Origin of the sequence: Nostoc sp. (genome assembly GCF_036917975.1) — a bacterium.
GTDB lineage: Bacteria > Cyanobacteriota > Cyanobacteriia > Cyanobacteriales > Nostocaceae > Nostoc.
On the sequence record NZ_JBALEJ010000078.1, the window covers coordinates 1 to 2,342 of the forward strand.

The window sequence follows — 2,342 nt, forward strand, 5'->3', positions numbered from 1 at the left end:
TACTCTCTGTCTTTATGCTGCCAGTATTTCTCAACTGTTTCTTTAGCAGCGATTGCACTATCGTATTCATCTCCACCTTGGCTTAATAATCGCTGTTTGGTTTGCTTTCGTAAGTCAGAAACAACTTTGCCATTAACTTTACGCGTCTTTGACCAATCTAGAATCGCTTTAGGATAGTTACTATTGTCAATGTATTTCCCCTGTTCAATTTCTGTTAAACTGTAGTCCCGTAGTTCCGGTATCCAGTGGGAAATAAAGTCTCCTTGAGGGTCTTTTTCGGCAATATTCTTTGACGGATTATAGATGCGGAAAGTATCGCTAAGTGGATTCGTTGCACCAGCCTGCATCTGCCATTGCCAATTATTAATTGCTAAATCTCCATCTACTAAATAGTTCATATAATGTCTAGCACCGTGATGCCAGGAAATACCACAGTTGATAGTTAAAAACGTGGCACACATTGCCCTCATCCGAAAGTTCATCCAGCCCATCGTTTGAAGTTGCCGCATACTTGCGTCTACCAAAGGGAAACCTGTCATTCCTTCAAGCCATGCCTGGAATAATTCTTGTTTTGCAGGTGATAATTCTGATGGTGTATACAAACTATCAAATTCCGGGTAACGGTTAGTGTAAGCAATTTCTGGGTAAAAATAGAGTCTTTGAGTGAAACTATCATGCCAGCGTAAACGGTCTCGAAATGCTTTGAGGGAGAATTCTGCCTTGGGTTGAGTTTTTAATTTTTCTGCTCTGATTTTAGTACTTTGATAGACAGTACGGGTTGAAATAGTCCCGAAAGTCAGGTGTGGTGACAAGTGAGATGTTGCCCCAAGCTGTGATAACATTGGACGAGAAAGCTTCCAGTGATAACCGTAATATCTCTTCTGTAAAAATGAGTCTAGCTTGGCTTGTGCTTCGGTTTCACCTCCTGAAAAATAAATTTTCTCTCCTGCCCAAAAACTGTGATACTTATGTTTAAGTTCTTTAAATGTTAGTTGTGGTAAATTGAGAGTCACTTGGGGCGTGTTGATAGTTTGAGGTGTTGGATGTTGGGGTTGTCTTTGATAGTTATAGTATTCGCTAAACCACTCATCACGTTTATCTTGTGATTGCAGAAAGTTGTTCAGCCCAATGTGGTAGTCGAGATTCAGCCGTTTGTAAAAATCAACTATAGTTTTATCGCGGCTGATACCATACTTTACCTGCACATCACGGTTAAAGAAAAGTTTGGGTTTATACCTAAGATCAGTTAACTGCTTAGTCAACTCTGGCACAATGTCTGTAGAATTACCTTCAAATAAGTACAGCCGACTACCTAACTTTTGAAGATTAAAATTGAGGTTTTCCAACGACTCAAATAAGAACCGAACTCTCTTCTTTCCCACATCAGCCCAGGTATAAAACCAAGGGTCAATGATAAAGAATGGCAAAACTTCTGCACCGTCAGCAGTTGCTATTGTGACAATTTCGTTATCAGTTAATCGTAAATCTCGACGGAACCATAGAAGGTGCATTGTTTAATCTACCATAGCCTACAATACATTTGTACCAATAATTTCTTTTGCTGTCGAAGTTGAGTGTCCATAGCTAGATGTAATTTATCCTCACTTATTGAGGAACTGGGTGCTGTCAAGGAGCAACAACAGCCAGCAACGGTGGAATTAAATGTAGTAAGAGCGCGAACGCTTTCAACACCCTAGAGCGCATCGTAATTTACCCCAATCCCGCAGCCAATAGCTCAATTCATCGCACTGAGAAATATAGAGAGAGCTGCTGATGTAACCTATTAGATTGCTATTGCTTACTTTGCTAATAAACCTTGTGCAAAGCCGCAAAAATCGCATGAGAAAAGCGCAAACTGTAGATTGACTGCTTGATTACAGTAAATGCTCTCCTGAAACTCAACTGGCTTTACCCCTTAATTTCAAGTCGCCACAGGAGTAACCGTGCATTGTAAATTTTCGTATGCTGCTTGATTGTTAGTCATTTTCCCCCTATCCTCACAAAAGGTAGTAATGGTAAAGTAAATTTCCTTTTCAAAACAAGACTTCAGGGTGATTTATGAACAAAGGTGAATTAGTAGATGCTGTAGCAGCAAAGACCAACATCACAAAAAAGCAAGCCGATGAAGTCATCAGTGCTTTTTTGTCAGTCGTTACTGAGGCTGTAGCCAATGGTGAAAAGGTAACGCTCGTTGGGTTTGGGTCATTCGAGCGACGTGATCGCTCAGAGCGCGAGGGGCGTAATCCTAAAACCAATGAGCCAATGACAATTCCAGCAACCAAAGTGCCTGCGTTTTCTGCTGGGAAACAGTTTAAAGAAAAAGTAGCGCCATAGATGAATTG

2 protein-coding genes are annotated in these 2,342 nt (G+C 40.7%); one reads left to right on the forward strand and one right to left on the reverse strand.

The genetic code is table 11. The annotated features are described in order from the left end of the window. The coding region (locus tag V7K76_RS27320; RefSeq protein WP_335030256.1) for a deoxyribodipyrimidine photo-lyase at positions 1 to 1,511 on the reverse strand (1,511 nt) is incomplete at its 3' end. A gap of 547 nt (positions 1,512 to 2,058) precedes the next feature. On the opposite strand from V7K76_RS27320, the gene V7K76_RS27325 reads away from it, so the two are divergent. Continuing rightward, positions 2,059 to 2,334 carry an HU family DNA-binding protein gene (locus V7K76_RS27325; protein WP_190964942.1) on the forward strand — a complete coding sequence of 92 codons (276 nt, stop codon included), beginning with the start codon at positions 2,059 to 2,061 and terminating at the stop codon, positions 2,332 to 2,334. Positions 2,335 to 2,342 lie beyond the last annotated feature (8 nt).

Bases quoted from the DNA above. Each gene is read 5' to 3' on its own strand.
- V7K76_RS27325 (WP_190964942.1), top strand. From the start codon at position 2,059: ATGAACAAAGGTGAATTAGTAGATGCTGTAGCAGCAAAGACCAACATC.